The following is a 24421-nucleotide window of genomic DNA, read 5'->3' on the forward strand; positions in this document are numbered from 1 at the left end:
CTCTCCCTCAGGCGCGGTAAATCGCGTCAATATCGATAAGCTCAAGCTGCGGATGTACCAACGCTGGGGCAGCTAAAGAGGTGGTGGTGTAGATAGCGTCAATACCGTTTGCAAACAGGTGATCAACGCCCTTAGAAAAGTTACCGTGGGTGACATACAGGCTGACACTGCGGGCGCCAGCATCACGTAATACTTGTGCAGAGCCTATAAACGTACCGCCTGCGTCACACAGATCGTCAACAATCAGCAGATCCCTCCCCCTGACGTCTCCAGCCAATAACGCAAATCCCGTCAGGCTGCCGCTTGCCACATCACGTTTTTTACTCAGGATGGCGTACTGCTCCACACCGGCTACTCTGGCTACAGCATCAATCTTCTTCAGCGATCCCGCATCGGGAGCAACCAGCATCAGCGCGTTTTGTTGAAACAGCCGCGATAATGACGCGCTTTGCATCAGGCAGACCTCCTGGGGGATCGCCACGAAGTTGTCGATTGCAGCAGCCGCCGCATCGCTGTGCGGGTCGAGCACGTTGACCTTGTCAAATTTCAACGTATTGAGCTGACTGGCGAAGACTTTCAGCGCAAAGCTGTCACCCGATACCATATGTCTGTCCTGACGCGCCCACGGCAGCCAGGGAAGGTCGAGATGGCTGACCAGTACATCGGTCTGATGACGTACCGCCTCAACCAGTTGCGCCAGCAGCATAAAATCGTTCATATCACGCATAGCCGTGGCACGGATGCGCATCAGGCGAGCAAAGGTTGGCAACGCATCGGTGACTTTTAACCAGACAGCACCATCAGGAAAAACACCGCTGGCAACGGCATAGGTCTGGTCGTCCAAAGTTAGTGTCAATTTTATGTTCATCGCGCTCACCCCTTAATTATGTCCCTTCGACACAATTAATAATGTCCCTGTGACACATATTAAGCAAGCATAAAATGAATTATTTTTAAGCCGTGAGCTAATCCACTGATAAGCAATGAGAAAAAACGAACCTTGCCCCCCGGTGTCGGGCTGGTACACTTGTCAGCGTTACAAATCATCGTGAGTACCTTATGACCACCGAAGCCGACTACCTGAATCAGTACGATGCCAGCCGCTTCCCTTCACCTCTGGTGACGGTAGATAGCGTGTTATTTACCCTGCATCAGCAGGCGCTGTGCGTATTACTGGTCGAGCGGGCAAACCAGCCGCAAAAAGGGCGTTGGGGATTACCCGGCGGCTTTATTGATATCGAAAACGATGATTCAACCCGCGCCACCGCGCTGCGCAAACTCACCGAAAAAACAGGCGTTTCGCCTTCGTGGCTGGAACAACTGGATACCTTTTCCGGCCCTGATCGTGACCCGCGCGGCTGGAGCCTGACGGTCACCTGGTTTGCACTAATCGCCTGGGTAGACTGCGCGCCCCATATCGCCAGCGTCAGTAATGCCCGTTGGGTGCCGGTTGATGAACTGAAAAACTATTCACTCGCGTTTGATCACGAGAAAATCATTACCGCGGCGCTACACCGCTTACGGCAAAAAACAATGTACTCGCTCCTGCCCGTATACTGCTTGCCGGAAACATTTACCCATGGGCAACTGCTCGAAGCCACTGAGGTGATCCTCGGCCAGTCGATCCAGCGTAAAAGTCTGATTCGTCGCTTTGAAGCGTCAGGAATGTTTGAAGATACCGGAGAAAGCGTGGCGACAGGGACGCGTAAAGCCCGCCTGTGGCGACGTAAACCCAACGTCGATTTTCATCTTTTCTCGCGTAACCTGCTGACTGACTAGCGACAAAATCACATATTGGCTAACCCGCACGCGCTGTGCGCGGTATAGTTATTCTTTCCGATTATTAATTGCTCCGGTGTTATGGTTGAAATCACGTCCACAGAAATGACCCCACCTACCGACGATTCGCGAGAATTCCGCCCGATGCGCGGTATCAGTAACCGCCATCTGCAGACGATGCTGCCGCGTTTAATTCGCCGCAAGGTGAAGTTCGACGCCCACTGGCAGCGTCTGGAATTGCCTGACGGTGATTTCGTCGATCTGGCGTGGAGCGAAGATCCGCAACAGGCGAAACACAAACCGCGCCTGGTGGTTTTTCACGGTCTGGAAGGCAGTCTGAACAGCCCCTACGCACATGGCCTGATTGAAGCAGCACAAAAGCGCGGCTGGCTGGGTGTGGTAATGCATTTTCGCGGTTGCAGCGGCGAACCCAATCGTCTGAACCGTATTTATCACTCCGGTGAAACAGAAGATGGCACCTGGTTTTTACACTGGCTGGAGCGTGAGTTCGGTCGCGTACCGACCGCGGCGGTAGGTTATTCACTCGGTGGAAACATGCTGGCTTGCCTGCTGGCAAAAGAAGGCAACGATATTCCGATAGATGCGGCGGTTATCGTTTCTGCACCTTTCGTGCTGGAAGCCTGTAGCTACCATATGGACAAGGGCTTCTCCCGGGTCTACCAGCGCTACCTGCTCAATCTGTTGAAAGCCAATGCCTCACGGAAGCTTGAAGCTTATCCAGGTTCGCTGCCGGTGAGTCTGGCCCAGTTGAAATCTTTGCGCCGCATTCGCGATTTTGACGATCTAATCACCGCCAAAATTCACGGTTTCGCCGATGCTATAGACTATTACCGCCAGTGCAGCGCCATGCCGTTGCTCAATCGGATCGCCAAACCAACGCTGATTATCCATGCGAAAGACGATCCGTTTATGGATCATCATGTGATCCCGAAACCGGAAAATCTGCCCTCACAGGTGGAGTACCAGCTTACTGAACACGGCGGCCACGTCGGATTTATAGGTGGCACGGTGCGCCGTCCTGAGATGTGGCTGGAGTCAAGAATCCCGGACTGGCTGACAACGTATCTGGAGACGTCATCATGATTATCCCCTGGCAAGATATCTCCCCGGACGCGCTGGACAATTTGATTGAAAGCTTTGTCTTGCGCGAAGGCACCGATTATGGTGAACATGAACGCTCGCTCGAACAAAAAGTCGCCGACGTCAAACGCCAACTACAATCAGGTGAAGCCGTGCTGGTGTGGTCTGAACTGCATGAAACGGTCAACATTATGCCGAGGAAGCAGATTCACGAGTAATCCGTAGCCGCCGGCGACTTTACTATAATTACAACCATTTCATGGAGTTGTTATGTCTGCCAAACATCCGGTGATTGCGGTAACAGGATCCAGCGGCGCGGGGACCACCACCACCAGCCTCGCGTTTCGTAAAATTTTCGCGCAGTTAAATCTGCGCGCCGCCGAGGTGGAAGGTGACAGTTTTCATCGCTATACCCGTCCGGAAATGGACATGGCGATTCGCAAAGCGCGCGATGCCGGGCGGCATATCAGCTATTTTGGCCCCGAAGCTAATGACTTCGGCTTGCTGGAACAAACCTTCATCGAATACGGTCAGACGGGCAAAGGCCAGTCGCGAAAATATCTGCACACTTACGATGAGGCCGTACCGTGGAACCAGGTTCCGGGGACATTCACGCCCTGGCAGCCGCTGCCTGAACCGACGGATGTACTGTTCTACGAAGGGCTGCACGGCGGTGTCGTCACCCCACAGCAAAACGTGGCCCGGCATGTCGATCTGCTGGTTGGCGTGGTGCCGATCGTAAACCTGGAATGGATCCAGAAGCTGACCCGCGATACCAGCGAGCGTGGACATTCGCGTGAAGCGGTGATGGACTCGGTGGTACGTTCAATGGACGATTACATCAATTACATCACACCGCAGTTTTCCCGGACGCATATTAACTTCCAGCGCGTACCGACCGTCGATACCTCCAACCCCTTTGCCGCTAAGAGCATTCCATCACTGGATGAAAGCTTTGTCGTGATTCATTTTCGTAACCTGGAAGGGATCGATTATCCCTGGTTACTGGCCATGCTGCAGGGCTCATTCATTTCCCATATCAATACGTTAGTCGTACCTGGCGGCAAGATGGGTCTGGCGATGGAATTGATTATGCTGCCGCTGGTACAGCGACTGATGGAAGGTAAGAAGATCGAGTGATGTGGTCTTTTGCCGGATGGCGGTTGATGCCTTATCCGGCCTACGCGTTTATATCCTGTAGGCCTGATAAGTGTATCGCCATCAGGCAGCAGCAACCACTTCATAGGAATGGGTAATATTCACCGCCTTTTCCAGCATCAACGCCACGGAGCAGTATTTTTCCGCTGAAAGATCGACGGCGCGGGAGACAGACGCATCTTTCAGATCGTTACCCGTTACGATGAAATGCAGGTTGATGTGGGTAAACAGGCGCGGCGCTTCATCACGACGCTCTGAAGTCAGCTTCACTTCGCAGTTGGTCACATCCTGACGACCCTTTTGCAGGATCGATACCACATCAATTGCGCTACAACCGCCAGCAGCCATTAATACCATTTCCATCGGGCTCGGCGCTTTATCACCGGAGTTACCGTCCATCAAAATTTGGTGGCCAGAGGCGGACTCACCGAGGAAGGTTAACCCCTCAACCCACTTTACACGCGCTTGCATATTTCGTAACTCCAATGTTTCAATTTTCCTGACAGATTACGCGCACATAACAATTCTCGCAACGGAAGGCGACCTGCGTCATGCTGAAGCGAGACACCAGGAGACACACGGCGAAAGCTATGCTAAAACAGACGGGATGCTACAGTAATACATTGACGTACTGCATGTATGCAGAGGACATCACATTACAGGCTGCAGTATATTTTTGACAGCCCCTTTCCCAGGTAGCGGGAAGCATATTTTTGCAAACCCAGAGGCAGCGTCGTTTTCTGGCTCTGGAGACAGCTTATAACAGAGGATAACCGCGCATGGTGCTTGGCAAACCGCAAACAGACCCGACTCTCGAATGGTTCTTGTCTCATTGCCATATTCATAAGTACCCATCGAAGAGCACGCTGATTCACCAGGGTGAAAAAGCGGAAACGTTGTATTACATCGTTAAAGGCTCCGTGGCAGTGCTGATCAAAGATGAAGAAGGGAAAGAAATGATCCTTTCTTATCTGAATCAGGGCGATTTTATTGGTGAATTAGGCCTCTTCGAAGAAGGTCAGGAACGTAGCGCCTGGGTACGTGCCAAAACCGCATGTGAAGTCGCTGAAATTTCCTACAAAAAATTTCGCCAATTAATCCAGGTCAACCCGGATATTCTGATGCGCCTGTCTTCTCAGATGGCTCGTCGTCTGCAGGTCACGTCTGAAAAAGTGGGCAACCTTGCCTTCCTCGACGTAACCGGTCGTATCGCGCAGACTCTGCTGAATCTGGCGAAACAGCCTGATGCGATGACCCACCCGGACGGCATGCAGATTAAAATCACCCGTCAGGAAATCGGCCAGATCGTTGGCTGCTCCCGTGAGACCGTCGGTCGTATTCTGAAGATGCTGGAAGATCAGAACCTGATCTCCGCACACGGTAAGACCATCGTCGTCTACGGCACGCGTTAACCCCATCGAAGTGGCGCGTTACCCAGTAATGCGCCACTTTTGTTTACTCCGATGTGGCGAAGACTGATATACCACCCAGAGATCAACTACGCACTACGACAAACGCTGGTGCTATGTTTACCTGTGGCTGTTGGTCTGATCATCGGTCAGCTTCATTTGGGACTTCTCTTTTCCCTCGTCCCTGCCTGCTGCAACATTGCCGGTCTTGATACCCCGCACAAGCGCTTTTTCAAACGCTTAGTCATTGGTGCATCGCTGTTTGCCGGGTGCAGCTTGATCATGCAGCTACTGCTTGCGCAAACTATACCGCTACCATTGATCCTCACCGGCCTGACGCTGATTCTTGGCGTAACCGCCGAGCTAAGCCCCTTGCATGCGCGATTACTGCCAGCCTCGCTTATCGCGGCGATTTTCACGCTCAGCCTGGCCGGGAATATGCCCGTCTGGGAGCCGCTGCTGATCTACGCGCTGGGCACGTTATGGTACGGCCTGTTCAACTGGTTCTGGTTCTGGATGTGGCGCGAGCAACCGCTCCGCGAATCGCTCAGCTTGCTGTACCGTGAATTAGCCGATTACTGTGAAGCCAAGTACAGCATGCTGACCCAGCATGCCGACCCAGAAAAAGCGCTGCCTCCCCTGCTGGTTCGCCAACAAAAGGCGGTGGATCTGATCACCCAGTGCTATCAGCAAATGCATATGCTGTCGGCACATCACAACAACGAATACAAACGCCTGCTGCGTGCCTTTCAGGAGGCGCTGGATTTACAGGAGCATATTTCCGTTAGCCTCCACCAGCCAGAAGAAGTGCAAAAACTGGTTGAGCGTAGCCACGCGGAGCAGGTAATTCGCTGGAACGCGCGAACCGTCGCCGAACGCCTTCGGGTACTGGCCGATGATATTTTGTATCACCGCTTGCCGACCCGTTTCTCGATGGATAAGCAGATTGGCACGCTGGAGAAAATCGCCAGGCAGCATCCGGACAATCCGGTGGGGCAATTTTGCTACTGGCACTTCAGCCGTATTGCCCGCGTGCTACGGACCCAGCGCCCGCTGTATGCCCGTGACTTAATGGCTGACAAGCAGCGTCGGTTGCCGCTGATCCCTGCCCTGAAAAACTACCTGTCGTTGAAATCCCCAGCGCTGCGCAATGCCGGACGCATCAGCGTTATGTTGAGTATCGCCAGCCTGATGGGCAGCGCCTTACACCTGCCAAAGCCTTACTGGATTTTGATGACAGTCCTGTTTGTTACGCAAAATGGCTACGGGGCGACCCGGGTGCGCATCTTACACCGTTCCGTAGGTACGCTCGTTGGACTGGTTATTGCCGGCGTCACGTTGCACTTTCATATTCCCGAAGGTTTCACGCTGGCGGCCATGCTGCTGATCACCCTGGTGAGCTATCTGATCATCCGTAAAAACTACGGCTGGGCTACCGTCGGTTTTACGGTAACGGCGGTATACACCCTGCAACTGCTGACGCTGAACGGGGAAGAGTTTATCGTGCCGCGGTTTGTCGATACGGTCATTGGCTGCTTAATCGCCTTTGGCGGCACGCTCTGGCTGTGGCCACAGTGGCAGAGCGGTCTGCTGCGTAAAAACGCCCACGATGCGTTAGAAGCCGACCAGGAGGCCATTCGTCTGATCCTCAGCAACGATCCACAGGCCACGCCGCTGGCGTATCAACGCATGCGCGTCAACCAGACGCAAAACACGCTGTTCAACTCGCTGAACCAGGCAATGCAGGAGCCGGGATTTAACTCGCACTACCTTGCAGACATGAAACTGTGGGTCACGCACAGCCAGTTCATCGTTGAACACATCAACGCGATGACCACGCTGGCAAGGGAACATACGATGCTGACGCCGGATTTGGCGCAGCGGTATCTGGAGTCCTGTGAAATTGCACTCCAGCGTTGTCAGCAGCGGCTGGAATATGATGGGCCGGGAAGCTCGGGAGATGTGAATATTCTCGAAGCGCCAGAGATGCTGTCCCATGGTCCGTTAAGCACCCTTGAGCAGCATCTGCAGCGGGTTCTTGGGCATCTGAACACCATGCATACCATTTCGTCGGTAGCATGGCGTCAGCGACCGCACCACGGGATCTGGCTGAGCCGCCGACTACGGGACATGAAGGGTTAAGAGATTTGCCGGATGCGCTACGCTTATCCGGCCAACGAATCACACCTTACCCTGTAGGCCGGATAAGGCGCTCGCGCCGCTATCCGGCAATCAGCCCACCACCTTCGCTACCGCCTGCGCGAAGCGCTGCATCCCTTCATCGATATCCGCCTGCTCTACTACCAGCGACGGCGCGAAACGCATTACGTCCGGCCCGGCATTCAGCACCATCACCCCTTCGTGCGCGGCGGCATAGAGGAAATCGCGAGCCCTGCCTTTAAACTGCGGCTTCAGCTCGGCGCCAATCAGCAGCCCCATCCCGCGAATATCGCTGAAAATGTCGAACTGTTGATCAATCTTGTGCAAATGCTGGACAAACGCCTGACGCCGGGTCTGAATGCCTCCCAGCACGTCCGGCGTGTTGATGATATCAAACGCTGCCCCCGCTACCGCGCAGGCCAGCGGGTTACCGCCGTAGGTGGAGCCGTGCGAACCCACGTGGAACGCGGAGGCAATCTCCTGAGTGGTCAACACCGCACTTACCGGGAAGCCGCCACCGAGCGCCTTCGCGCTGGTGAGGATATCCGGCGTCACGCCGTAGTGCATATAGGCAAACAAATCGCCGGTACGCCCCATCCCGCTCTGCACTTCATCAAATACCAACAGCGCCTGGTGCTGGTCACAAAGTTCACGCAAACCTTGCAGGAATTCCGGCGTTGCCGCAGTGACGCCGCCCTCTCCCTGAATAGGCTCAACCACCACCGCGCAGGTGTGATCGTCCATCACCGCTTTGACCGCATGCAGATCGTTAAACGGGACATGGATGATATCCGCCGGTTTTGGCCCAAAGCCGTCGGAGTATTTCGGCTGCCCACCAACGGATACGGTAAACAGCGAACGGCCGTGAAACGCATTATGGAAGGCAATGATTTTGGTTTTGAACGGGCTATGACGCACGCAGGCATAGTGGCGCGCCAGCTTAAAGGCGGTTTCGTTGGCTTCAGTACCGGAGTTCATGAACAGCACGCGCTCGGCAAAGGTCGCATCAATGATTTTACGGCCTAAGCGCAACGCCGGTTCGTTGGTAAAAACGTTGCTGGTATGCCACAGGGTTTCACCCTGGGTTTTTAACGCCTCAACCAATGCCGGATGGCAATGCCCTAACGCGGTCACTGCAATGCCGCCCGCGAAATCAACATACTCTTTGCCCTGTTGATCCCACACTCGACTCCCTTTTCCTTTTACCGGGATAAACTCAGCCGGTGCATAAATCGGCAGAATCACTTCATCGAATGTCGCGCGCGTAATTGCAGTTTGTTCAGTTGCCATGTCATTACCACCCTGTTAAGCAGAAACGCCAGTGAAATTATAATCACAAAATATGAATAAAAAATCACTGAATAGCAACTACAAATCAGCGATTGAGAAAATTAGCCAGCAGCTGATGCCCCTGTTCGCTGAGAATACTCTCCGGGTGAAACTGTACGCCTTCCATATCCCACTCGCGGTGACGAATGCCCATAATCTCCTGCGTTTCACTCCAGGCCGTCACCTCAAAGCACTCGGGAAGCGTCTCAGGGGCAACCACCAGAGAGTGGTAGCGCGTCACCGTTAATGGGTTAGCGAGTCCCTGAAAAACACCCTGCCCGGTATGGGTAATCGGCGAGGTTTTACCGTGCATCACTTTAGCCGCCCGAACCACGCTCGCGCCAAAGGCCTGCGCCATCGCCTGGTGGCCAAGACAAACACCCAACAAGGGAAGCTTACCGGCGAAATGACGAATAACGTCCAGTGAGATACCGGCGTCATCCGGCGTGCATGGTCCAGGGGAAATCACGATTTTTTGCGGGTTCAGCGCGTCGATTTGCGCCAGCGTCAGCTCGTCGTTGCGCCGGACAAGGACATCAGCACCCAGTTCGCAGAAGTATTGGTACAGGTTCCAGGTAAAAGAATCATAGTTATCAATAAGCAGGATCATGGCGGCTCCGGTACATAAGAACCGCGCTATTCTACTCAGTTTCCGGGGCTTCGCTTACCACTTTACGAAATATCGCCCGCAGTGCAGACAGGTCACCCATCGCCCCGCTCTGATTAGCCTGATTCCACTCCTCAACCGGAATGCCATCCCAGCTCAGCATATACCCGGCATGAATCGCTAACTGTTCGAAGAAAATACGCTGCGCCAGGCCACTGCCAATGCGAAACGGATGCAGCACATTGATTTCGCAATAATAGTGCGCAAGACGATCGACAAACTTGTCTTCCGGTAATCCCACCAGCCAGGACTCATCTTCCAGGTCCTGCATCAGCGCATTGCCCTCTTTCTCGATATAGGCGAAGTGGCAAAAGCGAGTATCGCCCTGGTAAATATCGACTTCACGCAGGTGTCCCGCCCAGTCAAAAATATCCCGATACAGCTGGCGATGAATGGCGCACAGGTGCGGTAAGCCCCGTTTAAGCGGCCCCAATTCGATAGTCGCCGCACGCAGCGCTGTCAGTTCATAAGCCGCCTGCGCCAAACGCTGCGCCTGATGAATCCCCAGACGGTTACGCATGACATTCAGGCCCGGATATAAATACGGGTCGCGACCATCACCGAATTTATCGCTCATAGTGCCTCCTCAGCTCTTCAAGACGCGCCAGGGCGTCTTCAGCACTCAGAGTAACCCGTGGAATATCTACGCCTTCCAGCCGTCGGCTGGCCTGGAAATTGGCGTTTCGCCGTTGTTCCCACAGCCTGGACTTTTGTTTATCGGTGAGTTTTTTCACGTGACCTCCCTGAATGAGCCGACACTTGCCACAAGTATAAGCAGCAATTTCGGGTTACGCAGAGAGAGGGGTGAACGCGGGCAAGAACTACCCGCGCAAGATACGATTACGGCAGGACTTTAGCAGAAAGGATAACAATCGGTTTTGACGGGACATTCTGGTATGGACCGACATCATGGGTCTGTACCTGAGAGATCTTATCCGCGACATCCATACCTTTCACAACTTTACCGAAAACAGCGTAGCCAAAGTCGCGCTGGCCGTGATCGAGGAAAGCGTTATCTGCTATGTTGATAAAGAACTGGCTGGTCGCGCTGTCTTTATCCGCTGTACGCGCCATAGCAATCGTGCCGCGAGTGTTACGCAGTCCGTTATCGGCTTCATTCTTGATTGGCGGGTTAGGTTTCTTCTGCTGCATCTGCTCGGTAAAACCGCCGCCCTGCACCATGAAGCCTGGGATCACACGGTGGAACGTGGTGTTGTTATAGAAACCACTGTTGACATAATCGACAAAGTTTTGCACTGAAACCGGGGCTTTCTGACTGTTCAGCTCCAGCTCAATGTTACCAGCAGAGGTTGTCAGCAGAACATGTGGATCACCTTTTGCTGCCAGTGCTGCGGGGGAGAGAGCAGAAAGAGCGAGAACAGCTGCAACAGCCGCCAGAGTCGATTTGAGCATGAGAATTCCTTAACAAGAGCAGAAATGAAGCAAGTGAATTGATTCTAAAGAGCCTTCAAGGACAAGGCCATCCCTTTACTTAATTTTACGTACCTGAAACAAATGTAACCTCATGGCTGCAAGTATCAATGTGATCAAGATCACATAGAAAAATGTAACGCACCAAGTTATTACCGATAAATATTTAAATGCGTCACTAAAGCGCCTAAAATCTGCCCGCTCACGGCGCAGTCAATGCGCCTTACACTTCTATACAGGCCAGTCATGACTAACAGCAATCGCATCAAGCTCACATGGATTAGCTTTCTCTCCTACGCCCTGACAGGTGCGTTGGTAATTGTCACCGGGATGGTGATGGGAAACATCGCAGATTACTTCCATTTGCCCGTTTCCAGCATGAGTAACACCTTCACCTTCCTGAATGCCGGCATTCTGATCTCTATCTTTCTGAATGCATGGTTAATGGAAATCGTGCCACTGAAAACCCAGTTGCGCTTCGGCTTTATCCTGATGGTACTGGCCGTTGCCGGACTGATGTTCAGCCATAGCCTGGCCTTGTTCTCCGCCGCCATGTTTGTATTGGGCCTGGTGAGCGGTATTACCATGTCGATTGGTACGTTCCTGGTAACGCAAATGTACGAAGGTCGCCAGCGCGGTTCCCGCCTGCTGTTTACTGACTCCTTCTTCAGCATGGCCGGCATGATTTTCCCGATGGTTGCCGCGTTCCTGTTAGCGCGCAGCATCGAATGGTATTGGGTCTATGCCTGCATCGGCCTCGTATACGTCGCCATTTTCCTGCTGACCTTCGGTTGTGAATTCCCGGCACTGGGTAAACACGCTCAGCAGTCAGACGCGCCGGTAGTAAAAGAAAAATGGGGGATTGGCGTGCTGTTTCTGGCGATCGCTGCACTGTGCTACATCCTCGGTCAGTTGGGTTTTATCTCCTGGGTCCCGGAGTACGCCAAAAGTCTGGGCATGAGCCTGAACGATGCGGGTAAACTGGTCAGCGACTTCTGGATGTCTTACATGGTTGGCATGTGGGCATTTAGCTTTATTCTGCGTTTCTTCGATTTGCAGCGCATCCTGACCGTACTGGCGGGTCTGGCTACCGTCCTGATGTATCTGTTTATCACCGGTACGCCAGAGCATATGCCGTGGTTTATTATGACGCTGGGCTTCTTCTCCAGTGCGATTTATACCACCATCATTACCCTTGGCTCCCAGCAGACGAAGGTCGCCTCACCCAAACTGGTTAACTTCGTTCTGACCTGCGGTACCATCGGCACCATGCTCACTTTCGTCGTCACCGGCCCTATCGTGGCACACAGCGGCCCGCAGGCGGCATTGCAAACAGCTAACGGCTTGTATGCGGTTGTATTCGTGATGTGCTTTATTCTTGGGTTTGTCACGCGCCATCGCCAGCATAACGCCCCAGCAACGCATTAATCTCACTGCCGGATGGTATCCACATCATCCGGCACATTCTCACTCTCCTCTTCTTTCACTGGTCATGTAGGCCAATTCTTACAAAAACCCCTTAATTTGTACGCTATTTATACAAACACGAAAATCCAAATAATTCCGTCACTTATAAAAATGCTGACAAATCAGTTATATACCTCTTAAGGAGTATATAAGGGCGAATTTGATTTGCATCAATAAGCGCGGTTGCTGAATCGTTAAGGTAGGCAGTAATAGAAAAGAAATCGAGGCAAAAATGAGCAAAGTCAGACTCGCTATTATCGGTAATGGTATGGTCGGCCATCGCTTTATTGAGGATCTTCTTGATAAATCCGACGCTGCCAATTTTGATATTACCGTCTTCTGTGAAGAACCCCGCAAAGCGTACGACCGCGTACACCTGTCTTCCTACTTCTCCCACCACACCGCCGAAGAGCTTTCTCTGGTGCGTGAAGGATTCTACGAGAAGCACGGCGTTAAGGTGTTAGTGGGTGAGCGCGCAATTACCATTAACCGCCAGGAGAAGGTAATCCACTCCAGCGCAGGTCGTACGGTTTACTACGATAAGCTGATCATGGCGACGGGCTCTTACCCGTGGATCCCACCGATTAAAGGTTCGGAAACCCAGGACTGCTTCGTTTACCGCACCATCGAAGACCTCAACGCGATTGAGTCTTGCGCGCGCCGCAGCAAACGCGGTGCTGTTGTCGGCGGTGGTCTACTGGGCCTGGAAGCCGCCGGTGCGCTGAAAAGCCTCGGCGTTGAAACCCACGTGATTGAATTCGCCCCAATGCTGATGGCTGAACAGCTGGATCATATGGGTGGAGAGCAGTTACGTCGCAAAATTGAAAGCATGGGCGTGCGTGTGCACACCAGCAAAAACACCAAAGAGATCGTTCAGGAAGGCACCGAAGCGCGCAAAACCATGCGTTTTGCCGACGGTAGCGAACTGGAAGTCGATTTCATCGTCTTCTCTACCGGTATTCGTCCACGCGACAAACTGGCCACCCAGTGCGGTCTGGACGTCGCGCCACGCGGCGGGATCGTCATTAACGACACTTGCCAGACATCTGACCCGGACATCTATGCCATCGGCGAATGCGCCAGCTGGAACAACCGCGTGTATGGTCTGGTCGCTCCAGGCTATAAAATGGCGCAGGTTGCCGTTGACCATATTCTCGAAACTGAAAACGCCTTTGAAGGCGCAGACCTGAGCGCCAAGCTGAAGCTGCTCGGCGTTGACGTCGGCGGTATTGGCGACGCGCATGCGCGCACGCCGGGCGCACGTAGCTACGTCTATCTCGACGAAAGCAAAGAAGTCTACAAACGCCTGATCGTTAGCGAAGATAACAAAACCCTGCTCGGCGCGGTTCTGGTGGGCGACACCAGCGATTACGGCAATCTGCTGCAACTGGTGCTGAACGCCATCGAACTGCCGGAAAACCCGGATTCACTGATTCTGCCAGCACACGCGGGCAGCGGTAAGCCGTCTATCGGTGTCGATAAACTGCCGGACAGCGCGCAGATTTGCTCCTGCTTCGATGTCACCAAAGGTATGCTGGTTGCCGCTATTAACAAGGGCTGCCATACCGTTGCGGCGCTGAAAGCGGAAACCAAAGCCGGTACCGGCTGCGGCGGGTGTATCCCGCTGGTAACGCAGGTCCTGAACGCCGAACTGGCGAAACAGGGTATCGAAGTTAACAACAACCTGTGTGAACACTTCCCGTACTCACGTCAGGAACTGTTCCATCTCATCCGCGTAGAAGGCATCAAAACCTTCGAAGAGCTGCTGGCAAAACACGGGAAAGGTTACGGCTGCGAAGTGTGTAAACCTACCGTAGGTTCCCTGCTGGCTTCCTGCTGGAATGAGTACATCCTCAAACCGCAGCACACGCCGTTGCAGGACACCAACGACAACTTCCTGGCGAACATCCAGAAAGACGGTACTTATTCCGTGATCCCGCGCTCTGCGGGTGGCGAAATTACCCCTGAAGGCCTGGTAGCTGTGGGCCGTATCGCGCGTGAATTTAACCTGTACACCAAAATTACCGGTTCTCAGCGTATCGGCCTGTTCGGCGCGCAGAAAGATGACCTGCCGGAAATCTGGCGTCAGCTGATTGAAGCCGGTTTTGAAACCGGTCACGCGTATGCCAAAGCGCTGCGTATGGCAAAAACCTGCGTAGGTAGCACCTGGTGCCGTTACGGCGTCGGCGATAGCGTGGGCTTCGGCGTGGAGCTGGAAAATCGCTACAAAGGCATTCGTACCCCGCACAAAATGAAATTCGGCGTCTCCGGCTGTACCCGTGAATGTGCGGAAGCTCAGGGTAAAGACGTGGGTATCATCGCCACTGAGAAAGGCTGGAACCTGTACGTTTGCGGTAACGGCGGGATGAAACCTCGTCATGCAGACCTGCTGGCAGCGGATATCGATCGCGAAACGCTGCTCAAGTACCTTGACCGTTTCATGATGTTCTACATCCGTACTGCCGACAAACTGACCCGTACCGCACCGTGGTTAGACAATCTGGAAGGCGGTATCGAGTATCTGAAGTCCGTCATCATCGACGACAAGTTGGGCCTGAACCAACATCTTGAAGAAGAGATGGCCCGTCTGCGTGAAGCTGTGGTGTGTGAGTGGACAGAAACCGTTAACACCCCATCCGCGCAGGTTCGCTTCAAACACTTTATCAACAGCGAAAAACGCGATCCGAATGTCCAGGTTGTGCCTGAACGTGAACAACATCGTCCGGCCACGCCTTATGAGCGTATCCCGGTGACTCTGGTGGAGGAAAACGCATGAGCCAGTGGAAAAACATCTGCAAAATCGATGACATTCTGCCTGCAACAGGCGTCTGCGCCCTGTTAGGTAACGAGCAGGTTGCGATTTTCCGCCCGTATCACAGCGACCAGGTGTTTGCGATCAGCAACATCGACCCGTTCTTTGAGTCCAGCGTGCTTTCTCGTGGGCTGATTGCTGAACATCAGGGCGAATTGTGGGTTGCCAGCCCGCTGAAAAAACAGCGTTTTCGCTTAAGCGACGGTCTGTGCATGGAAGACGAACAGTTCTCCGTGAAACATTACGAAGCGCGAGTGAAAGACGGCACGGTGCAACTGCGCGGTTAATTAATTTTGGGAGGCGCAACGCCTCCCCTTTTTTGACGTATTTGTAGGTCTTTTAATGGTAGGCCTGATAAGCGTAGCGCCATCAGGCAATTGCACAGGCACATTGCCGGATGGCGGCATAAATGCCTTATCCGGCCTACGGTTACGATTTCTTTTTATTGTTTGTACTTCAAGGATAATCAACACATGTTCACAGACACTATTAATAAGTGTGCGGCTAACGCTGCGCGCATCGCACGCCTGTCGGCTAATAACCCGCTTGGATTCTGGATCAGTTCGGCAATGGCGGGAGCCTATGTGGGTCTCGGCATCATTCTTATTTTCACCCTCGGTAATCTGCTCGACCCGTCCGTTCGTCCGCTGGTGATGGGTGCAACCTTTGGTATCGCCTTAACGCTGGTCATTATTGCCGGTTCGGAACTGTTTACCGGTCACACCATGTTTCTGACACTCGGCGTCAAAGCAGGCACCATCAGCCACGGTCAGATGTGGGCAATCCTGCCAAAAACATGGCTGGGTAACCTGGTCGGTTCCGTGTTTGTCGCCCTGCTTTACAGCTGGGGTGGCGGTAGCCTGCTGCCGGTCGATACCAGCATCGTCCATTCGGTTGCTCTGGCGAAAACGACCGCGCCTGCAATGGTTTTGTTCTTTAAAGGCGCACTGTGTAACTGGTTGGTTTGTCTGGCAATCTGGATGGCAATCCGTACCGAAGGCGCGGCAAAATTCCTCGCTATCTGGTGGTGTCTGCTGGCGTTTATCGCTTCCGGCTACGAGCACTCCGTTGCCAACATGACGCTGTTTGCCCTCTCCTGGTTCGGCCACCACAGCGAAGCCTATACCCTGTCAGGAATTGGTCATAACCTGCTGTGGGTGACACTCGGTAATACTTTGTCCGGTGTCGTATTCATGGGATTGGGTTATTGGTATGCTACGCCAAAATCGGAGCGTCCGGCTCCGGCAAAAATCAATCAGCCAGAGGCTGCTGCCAATAATTAAGGGGTAATGTCGTGGATCATTTGCCTATATTTTGTCAACTACGTGACCGCGACTGCTTGATCGTCGGCGGTGGTGATGTCGCAGAACGCAAAGCGCGGTTACTGCTGGAAGCGGGCGCTCGTTTAACGGTTAATGCGCTGGCGTTTATTCCGCAGTTCAAAGTATGGGCAGATGAAAACATGCTGACGCTGGTGGAGGGGCCGTTCGATGAGTCCCTGCTCGACACCTGCTGGTTGGCTATTGCCGCCACCGATGACGATACCGTCAACCAAAGCGTCAGCACCGCCGCAGAATCACGTCGTATCTTCTGCAACGTGGTCGATGCGCCAAAAGCAGCCAGTTTTATCATGCCCTCCATTATCGACCGCTCACCGCTGATGGTGGCGGTCTCCTCCGGCGGGACATCGCCAGTGCTGGCCCGTCTGCTGCGTGAAAGGCTTGAATCCGTACTGCCTCAGCATCTGGGCCAGGTCGCGCAGTATGCCGGCAAGTTGCGCTCCCGAGTGAAGCAACAGTTTGCCAGCATGGGTGAACGTCGCCGCTTCTGGGAAAAATTGTTCGTGAATGACCGCCTGGCGCAGTCGTTGGCGAACAATGACCTGAAAGCCGTCGAGGAAACCACTGAGCAAATGCTCAGCGAACCGCTGGATCACCGTGGTGAAGTGGTGCTGGTTGGCGCCGGTCCTGGCGATGCCGGCCTGCTGACGCTGAAAGGGCTACAGCAGATCCAGCAAGCGGATGTCGTGGTCTATGACCGTCTGGTTTCCGACGACATCATGAACCTTGTACGCCGCGATGCAGACCGAGTGTTCGTCGGTAAACGTGCGGGCTATCACTGCGTACCGCAGGAAGAGATTAACCAGATCCTGCTGCGTGAAGCACAACAGGGCAAGCGCGTGGTTCGACTGAAAGGTGGTGACCCGTTCATCTTTGGCCGCGGTGGCGAAGAGCTGGAAACGCTGTGCCATGCCGGTATCCCATTCTCTGTAGTGCCGGGTATTACCGCAGCCTCCGGTTGTTCTGCCTATTCCGGCATTCCACTGACCCATCGTGATTACGCTCAGAGCGTGCGTCTGGTTACCGGACACCTGAAAACCGGCGGTGAGCTGGACTGGGAAAACCTGGCAGCAGAGAAACAAACGCTGGTGTTCTACATGGGGCTGAACCAGGCGGCCACGATTCAGGAAAAATTGATCGAATTTGGCATGCAGCCCGACATGCCCGTCGCCCTGGTAGAAAACGGTACCTCCGTGAAACAGCGTGTCGTCAATGGCGAGCTGACTCAGCTAGGAGAGTTGGCGCAACAGGTTGAAAGCCCAGCGTTAATTATTGTTGGTCGTGTGGTAGGCCTTCGCGATAAGCTGAACTGGTTCTCAAACCATTAATTGAATGCAAATAAATGCCCTGACTCTCAGGGCATTTATTTTCTCGTTTATTATTCATGATTTATTCTCAAACCTGAATTAAGAAAGACTAAACTCATTCACCAACAAAATGAATCTGCGCTCTAATTTATAAAAAACACGTAAAATACCCTATTTATATCCGTACAACCCATAAATCTAATTCACATTCTAAATAATACATGACCATTGAGTAATTTGACGAAGCACGGTCATTCAGTGGCAAAATAATAAATTACCTCGAAATAAATTTATGCCTTCAATGGCATATTTTGTGCGTATTTATTTAAGGATGTCGATTATGCAAAGGAAAAAACTCATTGCTGTGGGTATTGCTCTTGCGTTGCAAACTTACTATCTCCCGGCGATAGCCGCAGATAGTAGCGACGATGACAATGATTGCCCTACTGATATATCCGTATTATCAAAAGCCGAACGTAACAAACTCTCCGCACGCTGCCTGGCAGATTATACAGAACAAGACAATCACTGGGGATGGGTCGCAGGTGGTGTCGCTGCGCTAACAGCTGGTGTAGCGATAGGTATCGATAACAATGGCGGCGGCCATTCCCACCATAATGATACTCCGGCAACCCCATCAGATAATGGCGATGTAACGCCCACACCTCCTGACGACGATAGCGGCAATGTAACGCCCACACCTCCTGACGACGATGACGGCAACGTAACGCCCACACCTCCTGATGACGATGACGGCAATGTAACCCCCACGCCTCCTGACGACGATAGTGGCAATGTAACGCCCACACCTCCCGACGACGATGGCGGCGATGTATCACCTACACCATCTGATGATACCTCTGTTATTACCTTCAGTAACGGCGTCACCATCGATAAAGGTCTGAACACACTGACATTTGACGGCATCAAGCTGGATAGCGGCACGGACCTCGGCGGCGCGGTGTGGAATTACGTCGAACAGGATGATCTGTGGCAGATCGCGTTACAAGACGGTAAAACGCTGCTGGTTTCCGACTGGAAAGTGACCGACGATAATGCCGCCGTCATTGAAGGTACGGTACAAGGAAGCGGCCTGTACTGGAAATATGACAACCAGGGATACCTGATCGTTGCCGATGACCAGACAACCGTCGTCGCTGGCGATGACGCTTCAAATACTGCCGATCGCGGGGTTGATACCCGTGGTGAAAGTAAAACTGGCGTCATCATCTCCGGCGATCGGACAAACAACGCGTTAAGCGGTGATTCCTCCGTCAGCGATGGTGCGGTCGGCATCGTCATTACCGGTGACAACACCACCAATACGATTTCAGGACAAAGCAACGTCGACGGCGCAACCGGCGCGCTGATTTCAGGTAACGGCACCACCACCCGCATTTCCGGTGGCATTGACGTCACAGGTGGCGGCACCGGCATGGTGATCGATGGCAACGAAACCACGGTGGCGAATACCGGCACCTCTAACATCAGCGGTCAAGGTTCAACCGGCTCCATCGTCAATGGCGACAACTCGCACGTTATCAACGATGGCGAACTCTATGTGGCCGACGGCGCTACCGGGGCAAAGATTACCGGTGATGATGTCCTCATCGACAACAAAGGCGATACCACCGCCAGCGGCGCAGGCTCTACCGGGCTATATATTGACGGCGACAACGCAACCATTAACAGCGAAGGGAAGCAGGATATTTCCGGCGGCGCAACGGGCATCCTGATTAACGGCAACAGCGCCACCTTCGATAATATCGGCACCACCGATGTCAGCGGCGCAGGCTCTATCGGTATCAGCATCACCGGCGACAAAACGCGCATTACTAACGATGGCGAACTAAACGTTACCGACGGCGCTACCGGAGCCAAAATGACCGGTGATGGTGCGGTGATTGATAACACCGGCGACTCAACGGTATCCGGCGCGGGGTCTACCGGACTGTACATTGCAGGTAATAAGGCGCTGGTTATTGGCGAAGGAGATCAAACCATTGCGCAGGGCGCAACGGGTACCGTCATTGCGGGCGATAATTCCCGAATCGCGAATACGGGTGATATCACCGTGGATGGTGCGGGCTCTATCGCTGCAGTCATTGATGGAAATGATAATAGCCTGACTCAGGCAGGTGACATGCTAGTCACCAACGGCGCGACGGGTATCGTCACTGACGGGTCGGGTAACGAAATCAAAAACACCGGCAACGCGACCGTGCGCGATGCAAACTCCGTGGGTTTTGTGATCGATGGTGAAAGAAATGTCTTTAATAATAAAGGGAATATCGACGTCAGCCTGAATGGTACTGGCGCAAAAATGAGTGGCGACTCGTCACAGGCGACGCTGGATGGTGATATCAATGTGACCGCTGTCGAGGACAGCAACGGCCTATACCGTGGTGCACAGGGCCTCGATATGGCGGGTGATAACAATACGCTGAATATTACCGGCAACGTCACAATCAGCGGTGACTATGACGCAGATAGCCAGATGGCCAGCAACAGCGATACCCTCCAGGGAATCACCGTCAGCGGCACGAACAATCAGGTGGATCTAACCGGCTCGCTTAACATCAATGTTAGCGATGTGAGCACGGTAAGTGGACAGTGGCTGGATACATACGGCCTCACGGTCAAAGGTGATGGCAATACCGTCAATCTGATGGGCGGTATTGATATCAACTACGCCGAAAATGGCGATGGCGAAGTATCGTCTGTTACAGGCATAAATATAGACGGAGCTAGCAGTGTCACATTAAGCGGTGAGTCCACATTGAATATCACCACCCTCCCCGGCGGCTCAGTGACACTGGCCAATGTACAAAACGGCGGCAGCTTAACGTTAGACCAAAACTCTGTAATTAAAATCACAGAAACAGTTTTGCCCAGTGAGCATTACACCTACAACGCAATATTAACCGCAAAAGGCCAGGGTTCATCGATCGATAATCAGGGAGCCATCGTTGATGACGGCGCTGTCGCCCTATTATTCGCCCGCAGCGGCGCACAGGCAAAAAACAGTGGCGATATTAGCGCCTATGCCACAAGCGGTCATGACAACCGTAATGCAATCACTGCGGCTACCGATCAAGGATCGATAGTTAGCAACGCAGCGGGAGGATCAATCACGCTGGTATCGTCACTAACCCCAGGCAGCGATGGAGGAATAGGAACCTTCCCGCTGATTTGGTACAGCAATACGCTGTACGCCATGCTGGCGGAAAACTACGGCGAAGTGAGCAACGAGGCAGGCGCCACAATAAATCTTCAGGGGGCGGGGGTCTATGGCGTATCCGCCAGTAAAGGGACGGCCCTCAATGCCGGAGATATTTACCTGGACGGCTTCGTCCCGACGCTGAACGACGATAATACCGTCGCCAGCAAAAGCTACTGGTCACCATCACAACTCTATCTGACCAGCTCGGCAATGGTGGCAGGCACCACCGACGGTGGTTATGGCGATGCAACCGCCACCAATACAGGCACCATTACCGTCAATAATGCGGGCTTCGGTATGATGGCACTTAACGGCGGCACAGCCATTAACCAGGGCACTATTAACCTGACCGCCGATGCAGGCGTCACCAAAACCGATGATAACCAACTGGTGGGCATGGCGGCGCTGAATGGTGGCATCGTGATTAACGACACCACAGGCACCATCAATATTGATGCCAATTACGGCAAGCCTTTCCTGACTGATAGCAAAAGTACCGTGGTTAACTACGGTACGGTCTGTTATGACAGCAACTGCCAGGGCAGCGACGACTACAACCCAACCGACAGCAACGTTTCCCTTACTTTTGCTGATGGCGATGTCATTACCGCCGCAGGTGAAACGCTTACCGGCGAAACCATCATTACCAATCCGGTCGCAACGGAAACCGTACACATTAGCAACGCGGGCACCGTCAGCGGCGGCAAGGTCATCGTTAAAAATTACGGCGATTTAACCAATGCCGACACCGGCAGTATCAGCAGCGTCAGTATTGCAACAGGCGGCACCTATACCAACGAAGGTACAACAGCGGCAGTCTCCGTTGACGGCGGTGTCTTCAACAATACAGGCACCGTGACCGGGAAAACCGGCACCACCGTCGCAGGTTCCATTATCAACAACAGCGGGTCCATGAACACGGTTGAGCAATGGTCCAGCACCATGAACAATACCGGCATCGTGACGGACTGGACCGGCGCATCGGGTGGTGCGGTACTGAACAACAACGCTAGCGGCGAAGTCGATAAACTCAAATTTACCGCTGCCGCAACCGTCAATAACGCGGGTGTCATTAATAACGGCACCGTCGATAAAAACGGTACGCTCAATAATCTTGAAGGCGGCGTGATGACGCTGGCAGATAACGCCCTGTGGTCCGGCGCCTTCAATAACTGGGGGACAGTGAACAGCGATGCCGATATCACCACTGGCGGGAGCGGGCACACGCTGTACAACGGCAGCACTGGCGTCATTAACGGACAGGTCACTACCTCGAAAAATAATGGCGGCAGTAAAGCCATTAACGACGGCACCATCAACATTGATAAAACCAACAATGTGGCGATGTCCGCGCATGGCAGCGCGAAGATGGTCAATAACGGCACCATCAATGTGGGAACCAAAGGTACCACACAAACCGATATGGTCGGGATGCAGCTGGAATCAGATGCCAAATCCGATGCGGTGATCGAAAATAACGGCACCATCAATATTTACGCCAGCAACTCCTACGCCTTCAGCCAGTTGGGCAGTAACGGCCATATCGTCAACAACGGCACGGTCTACATTGATGACAACGTGACCGGCTCCGGCTTTATCAAGCAGGATGGTAAAACCATTGAAGGCAGCGGCGAAAACGGCGACGGTACGGAAGTGCATTATGTTAACTTCACGGCCCCCACGGAACCTGCTATTACCGATGGTACGACAACCGTTACCACCAGCGATAGTGCAGATTCAACGGCCACCAACAACCTGTCGGGCTATGTGGTCGGCACCAGCGCTGATGGCAGCGCCGGTAAGTTGATGGTCAGCAATGCCAGCATGAACGGCGTGGAGATTAACACCGGTTTTACCGCAGGTACTGCCGACACCACCGTCAGCTTTGACAACGTGGTCGAGGGCAGCAACCTGTCCGACGCAGGTGCCATTCAGTCCACCTCCGTGGTGTGGAATGCACAGGGCAGCACCGATGCCAGCGGCAACGTTGACGTCACCATGACCAAAAACGCCTATGCCGATGTGGCGACCGATGGTTCCGTCAGTGACGTGGCGCAGGCGCTCGACGCCGGTTACACCAACAACGAGCTGTACACCAGCCTCAACGTTGGCTCCACCGCTGAACTGAACAACGCGCTTAAGCAGGTGAGCGGCAGTCAGGCTATCACCGCGTTCCGTGAAGCCCGCGTGCTAAGCAACCGCTTTACCATGCTGGCCGATGCCGCGCCGCAAATTAAAGATGGCCTGGCGTTCAACGTCGTAGCGAAAGGCGACCCACGCGCTGAGTTGGGCAACGATACCCAGTACGACATGCTGGCATTACGTCAGTCGTTGGATCTCACCGCCAGCCAGAATCTGACGCTGGAGTACGGCATCGCGCGCCTGGACGGTGACGGTTCGAAGACCGCGGGCGACAACGGCCTGACCGGCGGCTACAGTCAGTTCTTTGGTCTGAAGCACAGCATGGCGTTTAATGAAGGTCTGGCGTGGAAGAACAGCCTGCGTTATGACGTACACAACCTCGACAGCAGTCGTTCTGTCTCTTATGGCGACACCAACAAGGTGGCGGATTCCAACGCACGTCAGCAGTATCTTGAGTTCCGCAGCGAAGGGGCGAAAACCTTCACCATGCTCAACGATACGTTGAAAGTCACGCCGTACGCCGGGGTAAAATTCCGTCATACGCTGGAAGGCAGCTATAAAGAGCGTAGTGCGGGTGATTTCAACCTGTCGATGAACGCTGGCAGCGAAACCGCTGTGGATTCCATTGTCGGAATGAAGTTCGACTATACCGGTGAAAATGGTTGGAGCGCCAGCGCCACGCTGGAAGGCGGTCCGAACCTGAGCTACAGCAAGAGCCAGCGTACTGCGTCACTGCAAGGTGCCGCAGGCCAGTCCTTTGGCGTAGACGACGACCAAAAAGGCGGAGGCATCAACGGCCTGGCGACGGTCGGTGTGAAATACAGCGCCAAAGACGCCAGCCTGAATCTGGACGCTTACCAGTGGAAAGAGGACAACATCAGCGATAAAGGCTTTATGTTGAATTTCAGAAAAACATTTCGCTAATTAATTAAACCCGCAGCCTGGTATTATTTATTAATACCAGGCTTTTTTATTTAAATTCAATTCACTAATCGTATGTTTTATATATAAAGCGACATGTCCTTTTCTGGACTATTTAAAGTTTATGTTAGTTGATATCTTATCCGGCGAAAAATGGACTTCATCCATTTAGAAA

18 protein-coding genes and 1 pseudogene are annotated in these 24421 nt (G+C 53.3%); 12 read left to right on the forward strand and 7 right to left on the reverse strand.

What is annotated here, in order from left to right:
* Positions 1-7 precede the first annotated feature (7 nt).
* The gene (prs, locus tag OGY04_RS21980; RefSeq protein WP_286586026.1) at positions 8-868 is read right to left on the reverse strand and encodes a ribose-phosphate diphosphokinase; all 861 of its coding nucleotides are present in this window, start codon (positions 866-868) and stop codon (positions 8-10) included.
* A gap of 191 nt (positions 869-1059) precedes the next feature.
* On the opposite strand from prs, the gene OGY04_RS21985 reads away from it, so the two are divergent.
* From OGY04_RS21985 to OGY04_RS22000, 4 genes and pseudogenes are all read left to right on the forward strand, one after another.
* On the forward strand, positions 1060-1779 hold the full coding sequence (locus OGY04_RS21985) for an NUDIX domain-containing protein (RefSeq protein ID WP_008786298.1): 720 nt from the start codon (positions 1060-1062) through the stop codon (positions 1777-1779).
* Positions 1780-1814: 35 nt separating this feature from the next.
* Positions 1815-2883, forward strand: a pseudogene (locus OGY04_RS21990) (hydrolase).
* On the forward strand, positions 2880-3098 hold the full coding sequence (locus tag OGY04_RS21995) for a YheU family protein (protein ID WP_003023615.1): 219 nt from the start codon (positions 2880-2882) through the stop codon (positions 3096-3098). The pseudogene OGY04_RS21990 and the gene OGY04_RS21995 overlap by 4 nt, the downstream one beginning before the upstream one ends.
* A 52-nt stretch (positions 3099-3150) precedes the next feature.
* Entirely contained in the window at positions 3151-4020 is an 870-nt protein-coding gene (locus OGY04_RS22000; protein WP_008786301.1) for a phosphoribulokinase, read from the forward strand.
* 81 nt (positions 4021-4101) lie between these two features.
* On the opposite strand, the gene OGY04_RS22005 is transcribed toward OGY04_RS22000, so the two are convergent.
* On the reverse strand, positions 4102-4509 hold the full coding sequence (locus OGY04_RS22005) for an OsmC family protein (protein WP_003827750.1): 408 nt from the start codon (positions 4507-4509) through the stop codon (positions 4102-4104).
* A gap of 308 nt (positions 4510-4817) precedes the next feature.
* On the opposite strand from OGY04_RS22005, the gene crp reads away from it, so the two are divergent.
* Both crp and OGY04_RS22015 read left to right on the forward strand, forming a co-directional pair.
* A complete protein-coding gene (gene crp, locus OGY04_RS22010; RefSeq protein WP_000242758.1) occupies positions 4818-5450 on the forward strand; it encodes a cAMP-activated global transcriptional regulator CRP in 633 nt (210 codons plus the stop codon).
* A gap of 51 nt (positions 5451-5501) precedes the next feature.
* Entirely contained in the window at positions 5502-7589 is a 2088-nt protein-coding gene (locus OGY04_RS22015) for a YccS/YhfK family putative transporter (protein WP_071446669.1), read from the forward strand.
* Positions 7590-7679: 90 nt separating this feature from the next.
* On the opposite strand, the gene argD is transcribed toward OGY04_RS22015, so the two are convergent.
* From argD to ppiA, 5 genes are all read right to left on the reverse strand, one after another.
* Positions 7680-8897 (reverse strand): bifunctional acetylornithine/succinyldiaminopimelate transaminase, encoded by a 1218-nt coding sequence (gene argD, locus OGY04_RS22020; protein ID WP_198802911.1) that lies wholly within the window; start codon positions 8895-8897, stop codon positions 7680-7682.
* 85 nt (positions 8898-8982) lie between these two features.
* A complete protein-coding gene (pabA, locus tag OGY04_RS22025; RefSeq protein ID WP_048236932.1) occupies positions 8983-9546 on the reverse strand; it encodes an aminodeoxychorismate synthase component 2 in 564 nt (187 codons plus the stop codon).
* 31 nt (positions 9547-9577) lie between these two features.
* Positions 9578-10180 carry a putative adenosine monophosphate-protein transferase Fic gene (locus tag OGY04_RS22030; RefSeq protein ID WP_005121664.1) on the reverse strand — a complete coding sequence of 201 codons (603 nt, stop codon included), beginning with the start codon at positions 10178-10180 and terminating at the stop codon, positions 9578-9580.
* The gene (gene ficA / locus OGY04_RS22035; RefSeq protein WP_003827708.1) at positions 10170-10337 is read right to left on the reverse strand and encodes a FicA/YhfG family antitoxin; all 168 of its coding nucleotides are present in this window, start codon (positions 10335-10337) and stop codon (positions 10170-10172) included. The genes OGY04_RS22030 and ficA overlap by 11 nt, the downstream gene beginning before the upstream one ends.
* A gap of 106 nt (positions 10338-10443) precedes the next feature.
* The gene (ppiA, locus tag OGY04_RS22040; RefSeq protein ID WP_003023595.1) at positions 10444-11016 is read right to left on the reverse strand and encodes a peptidylprolyl isomerase A; all 573 of its coding nucleotides are present in this window, start codon (positions 11014-11016) and stop codon (positions 10444-10446) included.
* Between the two features lie 264 nt (positions 11017-11280).
* On the opposite strand from ppiA, the gene tsgA reads away from it, so the two are divergent.
* From tsgA to OGY04_RS22070, 6 genes are all read left to right on the forward strand, one after another.
* Positions 11281-12462, forward strand: a complete 1182-nt coding sequence (tsgA, locus tag OGY04_RS22045) for an MFS transporter TsgA (RefSeq protein WP_032945197.1) — start codon at positions 11281-11283, stop codon at positions 12460-12462.
* A 271-nt stretch (positions 12463-12733) separates the two neighbouring features.
* Positions 12734-15277 (forward strand): NADPH-nitrite reductase large subunit, encoded by a 2544-nt coding sequence (gene nirB, locus OGY04_RS22050; RefSeq protein ID WP_008786307.1) that lies wholly within the window; start codon positions 12734-12736, stop codon positions 15275-15277.
* On the forward strand, positions 15274-15600 hold the full coding sequence (gene nirD / locus OGY04_RS22055; RefSeq protein ID WP_003023590.1) for a nitrite reductase small subunit NirD: 327 nt from the start codon (positions 15274-15276) through the stop codon (positions 15598-15600). Before nirB ends, nirD begins: the two co-directional genes overlap by 4 nt.
* A 186-nt stretch (positions 15601-15786) precedes the next feature.
* Positions 15787-16596, forward strand: coding sequence for a nitrite transporter NirC (nirC, locus tag OGY04_RS22060; RefSeq protein WP_008786308.1), 810 nt, complete (start codon positions 15787-15789; stop codon positions 16594-16596).
* Between the two features lie 11 nt (positions 16597-16607).
* Positions 16608-17981 (forward strand): siroheme synthase CysG, encoded by a 1374-nt coding sequence (gene cysG / locus OGY04_RS22065; protein WP_032945200.1) that lies wholly within the window; start codon positions 16608-16610, stop codon positions 17979-17981.
* Positions 17982-18300: 319 nt separating this feature from the next.
* A complete protein-coding gene (locus OGY04_RS22070) occupies positions 18301-24249 on the forward strand; it encodes a pectate lyase-fold domain-containing protein (RefSeq protein WP_286586027.1) in 5949 nt (1982 codons plus the stop codon).
* Positions 24250-24421 lie beyond the last annotated feature (172 nt).

Origin of the sequence: Citrobacter sp. Cpo091 (assembly GCF_030332645.1) — a bacterium.
In the GTDB taxonomy this organism is placed as follows: Bacteria; Pseudomonadota; Gammaproteobacteria; order Enterobacterales; family Enterobacteriaceae; genus Citrobacter; species Citrobacter portucalensis.